This window comes from Trueperaceae bacterium, assembly GCA_031581195.1.
Classification (GTDB): Bacteria; Deinococcota; Deinococci; order Deinococcales; family Trueperaceae; genus SLSQ01.
This window is the reverse complement of record JAVLCF010000145.1, coordinates 1-4,804: the sequence shown is the minus strand read 5'-3', so window position 1 is coordinate 4,804 and position 4,804 is coordinate 1. Positions and strand designations below refer to the sequence as shown.

The 4,804-nt window shown below is 75.4% G+C and carries 7 protein-coding genes; 6 read left to right on the top strand and 1 reads right to left on the bottom strand.

Annotated elements, in window-relative coordinates; all coding sequences use genetic code 11:
• Positions 1–320: hypothetical protein (locus RI554_10540; GenBank protein MDR9392453.1), on the bottom strand; the 320-nt coding region annotated here is incomplete at its 3' end.
• Positions 321–389: 69 nt separating this feature from the next.
• Between RI554_10540 and RI554_10535 the strand changes: the two genes are divergently transcribed.
• From RI554_10535 to RI554_10510, 6 genes are all read left to right on the top strand, one after another.
• Complete coding sequence (locus tag RI554_10535; GenBank protein ID MDR9392452.1) at positions 390–1,322, top strand: PhoH family protein; 933 nt, start codon at positions 390–392, stop codon at positions 1,320–1,322.
• Positions 1,315–3,345, top strand: coding sequence for an HDIG domain-containing protein (locus tag RI554_10530; protein ID MDR9392451.1), 2,031 nt, complete (start codon positions 1,315–1,317; stop codon positions 3,343–3,345). The genes RI554_10535 and RI554_10530 overlap by 8 nt, the downstream gene beginning before the upstream one ends.
• Positions 3,305–3,763, top strand: a complete 459-nt coding sequence (gene ybeY / locus RI554_10525; protein MDR9392450.1) for an rRNA maturation RNase YbeY — start codon at positions 3,305–3,307, stop codon at positions 3,761–3,763. The genes RI554_10530 and ybeY overlap by 41 nt, the downstream gene beginning before the upstream one ends.
• Complete coding sequence (locus RI554_10520; GenBank protein ID MDR9392449.1) at positions 3,760–4,134, top strand: diacylglycerol kinase; 375 nt, start codon at positions 3,760–3,762, stop codon at positions 4,132–4,134. Before ybeY ends, RI554_10520 begins: the two co-directional genes overlap by 4 nt.
• Positions 4,131–4,562, top strand: coding sequence for a cytidine deaminase (locus RI554_10515; GenBank protein ID MDR9392448.1), 432 nt, complete (start codon positions 4,131–4,133; stop codon positions 4,560–4,562). Before RI554_10520 ends, RI554_10515 begins: the two co-directional genes overlap by 4 nt.
• A 29-nt stretch (positions 4,563–4,591) precedes the next feature.
• The coding region (locus tag RI554_10510; protein MDR9392447.1) for a hypothetical protein at positions 4,592–4,804 on the top strand (213 nt) is incomplete at its 3' end.

Here is a 4,804-nt window from a genome sequence, read left to right as displayed (position 1 = left end):
CCGACGCCCCCCCGACCGTCGCCGCCCGCCTCGGCCGGCCCGGCCGCCCCGTCGACCTCCCCCCCGGGCGCGCCGCCGGTCGCCCCCCCGTCGCGCGGGACGCCCGCCCCCGGGCCGGGCGCCCCCACGCCCCCCGCCGCGCCGCCGACGCCGCGACCCCGCCCGGCGGGCGCGTCGCTCGGGCGGGAGGGCGTCCCGGCCGCGCGGACGGCGAAGCCGGCCGCGTCGGTCGCCTGGAGCCGCCGGCCCGACCCCGCCCGCGCGGCGTTGCGGGACGCGGCCCGCGTCCGCCCGACCCGCGAGGACGTCGCGCGCGGCATCGTGTGGAACGTCGTGCTGGGCGAACCCACCGCGCGTCGACTCCGGAGGAGGGCAGCATCGCGGCGTCCGTGACCCTCAAGCTCCGCAACCCCGCGGAGGCCATGCGGCTGTTCGGCCGCAACGACGAGTTCCTGAAGGCGATCCGCCGACGGCTCGACGCGAAGGTCGTCGCGCGCGGTGACGAGGTCCGCCTCAGCGGCGAAGCGACCGACGTCGAAGCGGCCGAAGCCACCTTCCGCGCGTTGCTCGACACCATCCGCGCCGGCGGGGAACTCAGCCTCACGGAGCTCGAGCACGGGCACCTCCCGACCGACGAGACGGACGCCGCACCCGACGCCGGCGCCGCCCCCGTGCACCTCCCCGGTCGCCACAAACCCAAGACCGGCGGACAACGCCGCTACGTCGCGGCGATGGCGAAGCACGCCATCACGTTCGCCGTCGGGCCCGCCGGCACCGGCAAGACGTACCTCGCGGTCGCGATGGCGGTCCAAGCGCTGCTCGACAAGCGCGTCAAACGCATCGTGTTGACCCGCCCCGCCGTGGAGGCGGGCGAGAAGTTGGGGTTCCTGCCCGGCGACCTGCAGGCCAAGATCGATCCCTACCTGCGGCCGCTCTACGACGCGCTGTACGACATGCTCCCCGCCGACCGCGCCGAGCAGTACCTCGCGTCGGGCGTCGTGGAGGTCGCCCCCCTCGCCTTCATGCGGGGGCGCACCCTGAACGACGCCTTCATCATCCTCGACGAGGCGCAGAACACGACCGGCGAACAGATGAAGATGTTCCTCACCCGCATGGGGTTCGGCAGCACCGTCGTCGTCACCGGGGACGTCACCCAAACCGACCTGCCCGGCGGCGTCGACAGCGGCCTCGCCGTCGCGCACCGGATCCTGTCCGGCATCGACGGCATCGCCTTCGTGACGTTCGACAAGGGCGACGTCGTCCGTCACCCCCTCGTCGCGGCCATCATCCGCGCGTACGAGGAGGAACCGGCGCGTGGCTAACGCCCGCGCCAAGCTGGCGCGGCGCCGGCAACGGCCCCGCCCCGGTCGCATCGGGCCGTTCCTCGTGACGTGGATCGCGATCGCGGCGGTCCTCTTCAGCGTGCACGGGCAACGCCAATCCCTCTCGCTCGCCGTCGGCGACCCCAGCCCCAGCACCTACCGCGCCCCCGCCGACGTCCCCGTCGCCGACCCCGTCGCGACCGAACGTCGGCGCGACGCCGCGAGGGCGCAGGTCCCGGTCGTGACCGGCATCGACGACAACGCGCAGGCGTTGATGCTGGCGCGCCTCCCGAGCGCGGGCCTGCCCGGCCCGACCCTCGACGTGCTGCTCGCCGCCTACCGCGACCCGGCCGGCGTCCGCCGCGACGCGATCCCCGACCTCGTCGACGCCGCCGTCGCCGCCGCCCCGCCCGACGCCCGCCGCGACGCGCGGCTCCGCCTCCAGCAGCGGCTCGTCCCGACCGCGCGGCCCGACGTCGCGGCGACCGAAGCGGCGCGCGACGCCGCGGCGGCCGCCGTCGAGCCGGTCCTGCGGACCCTCGAGCGCGACGAGGTGATCATCGAGGCGGGCACGATCGTCGAGGAGGCCGACCTCCGCGCGCTCGAAGCGATCGGGGCGTACGACCCCACCACCCGCCGCATCCGCCAGGCGTTGTGGGTGGGGCTCGGCGCGCTCGTCGTCGGGGGCCTCCTGGCGCTCCCCGCCGCGTACGGCGCGCGAGCGCTGTCGGAACGCGTCGGCCGCCGCCAGTACGCCTTCCTGGTCGGCGTGACCCTCGTCGCCCTCGGGCTGCAGCGCCTCACGCTCGAGGTGGCGCCCGACCTGTTCTTCGTCCTGCTCGTCCCCACCCTGATCGCGGCGTTGATCGACGAGGTGCCCGCCCTGCTGTGGGCCGGCTGGTTGGCGGTCGCCGTCGGGCTGTTGGTGCCCGGCGCCCCGATCGCGTCCGCCATCGCGATCCTCGTGTCCGGCCTCGCCGCGACGCGGATCGCGACGCACGTCCGCACCCGCCTCGGGCTGCTCTACGCCGCGGTGGCGGGCGGCGCGGCCGGCGGCCTCGCCCTGCTCGCCGCGCAAGCGATCGTGTCCGGCGCGTTCGGGCCGATCCCGGCCCTCACGACGTTCGCCGCGACGCTCGGCGGCGGCGTGCTGGCCGGCGTCCTCACGCTGGCGTTGCTGCCCCTCGCCGAGGGCGTGTTCGAGTTCCTCACCGAGTTCCGCCTCGTCGAGCTCGCCTCGCCACAAAGCCCGCTCCTGCAACGCCTGGTGCTGCAGGCGCCCGGCACGTACCAACACAGCCAAATCATCGCGAACCTGGTCGAGCAGTCGGTGGCGCAGATCGGCGGCAACGCCCTCCTCGCCCGCGTCGGCGCGCTCTACCACGACGTCGGGAAGGCGAAACGCCCGCAGTTCTTCGTCGAGAACCAGGTGGGCGGCGAGAACCCGCACGACGCGCTCAGTCCGCACCTCAGCTACCTGATCATCACGAGTCACGTTCGCGACGGCGTGGAGATGCTCCGCGAGTCCGGCCTGCCGCCCGCCCTGGAGCCGTTCGTCACCGAACACCACGGCACGACGGTCCTCGCCTACTTCTACAAGCGCGCCCTCGAGGACAGCGACGGGCTGGCCGAGGTGAACTTCCGCTACGCCGGACCGAAACCCAAGACGAAGGAAACGGCGGTCCTGATGCTCGCCGACGCCGTCGAGTCCGCCTCCCGGTCGCTGGCGGAGCCGTCGCAAAGCGCGATCCGGGCGATGATCGAACGCCTGTTCGAGCAACGCCTGCAGGACGAACAGCTGGCGGACAGCCCCCTCACCTTCCGCGACCTCGACCAGATCGCCTCGACGTTCGAGCGGGTCCTGACCGCGTCGCTCCACCGGCGCGTGCGGTACCCCACCGCGGACGAGATTCGGGGCTTGCAGGCCGGCTCGGGGGCGTCGGCGGGCGGGGACGGTGGCGCGGCGACGGGAGGCGCACGTGGTGGACCTGATCGACGAAACGCACCGGTTTCCGGCGCCTGAGCGGCTTCGCGCCGCCGTCGCGGCGCTCCTCGCCGACCTCGGGGAGGGCGAGCGGGACGTGACGCTGGTGCTGATGGAGGACGACGCCATCGCGCAGCGCAACCGCGAGGACCGCGGCGTGGACGGCCCCACCGACGTGCTGTCCTACCCGACGCACGAACCGACCGACGTCGGCATGCCGGCCGTCGCGCACCTCGGGGACGTCCTCGTCGCGCTCGGGGTCGCGGGGCGGCAGGCGGAGGCGCACGGGCACGACCTCGTGACCGAGGTCCTGCACCTCGCGTCGCACGGCGTGACGCACCTCCGCGGGTTCGACCACCCGACCGAGGCGGCGTGGGCGCCGTTCCACCACGCCGCCGCCCGCATTGCGGCGTTGGACGCCGAGCGCTGGGATGCCGCTCCCGGGGGCGGGCCGTGACGCGGCCGAGCCGCGACCCGATCGGGGTTCGCCACGCGGCGCGCGGCGTGCGGGACGCGGTCCGCCACGAACGCAACCTCCGCATCGAACTCGCGATCGGCGGGGCGGCGGTCGGGGCCGCCCTGGCGCTCGACGCGCCGCTCCTGCCCATCGTGATCGCCGCGACGTGGGTGTTGAGCCTCGAGCTGCTCAACACCGCCGTCGAGGCGGTCGTCGACCTCCACGCCCCCGCCCCCCACCCGCTGGCGCGCCGCGCCAAGGATGCCGCCGCCGGCGCCGTCCTCGTCGCCGCCGCCGGCGCGGTGCTCGTCGGCCTGCTCGTGTTGGGGCCGCCCCTCGCCGCCCGCCTCGCCCCCGGAGGTCCCTCGTGACGACGTCCCCCTTCACGCCCCCCGCCGACGCGCACGTCCCCGCCGACCTGCTCGCCGCAGCGCTCCGCGTCCGCGCGCACGCCTACGTGCCCTACTCCCACTTCGCCGTCGGGGCGGCCCTCCGCACCGACGACGGCGCGACGTACGTCGGGGCGAACGTCGAGAACGCCTCGTTCGGCCTCTCGCGCTGTGCGGAGCAGTCCGCCGTCCAAGCGATGGTGTCGGCCGGCGGGCGCCGCATCGCCGAGCTCGTCGTCGTCGCCGACGCGGTCCCCCCCGCCAGCCCCTGCGGCGCCTGCCGGCAGGTCCTCCGCGAGTTCGGCGACGACGCGCCCGTCCACCTCGTCAACGCCGCCGGGGAGGTCACCCGCACCACCGTCGCCGACCTCCTGCCGGGCGCGTTCGCGTTGGCGCCCGACGGCCCGTGAGCCCGCCCGACGGGCTAGACTCGTTCGCGATGTCGCGCTCCGTTCGTCCCCCCGCCCGGCGCGGCGGCCTCCGCGCCCTCGTCGTCGCGGCGTCGCTCGTCGTCGCCTCCGCCGTCGCCCAGGTCCCCCCGACCGACGTCGTCCGCCTCGTCGCGCTGCCGTTCGACGGCCCGAGCGAACTGGACCCGTGGCGCTTCGGTCTGCCCGCCTCGCTGCAACGCAGCCTCAACGTCGTCGACCGC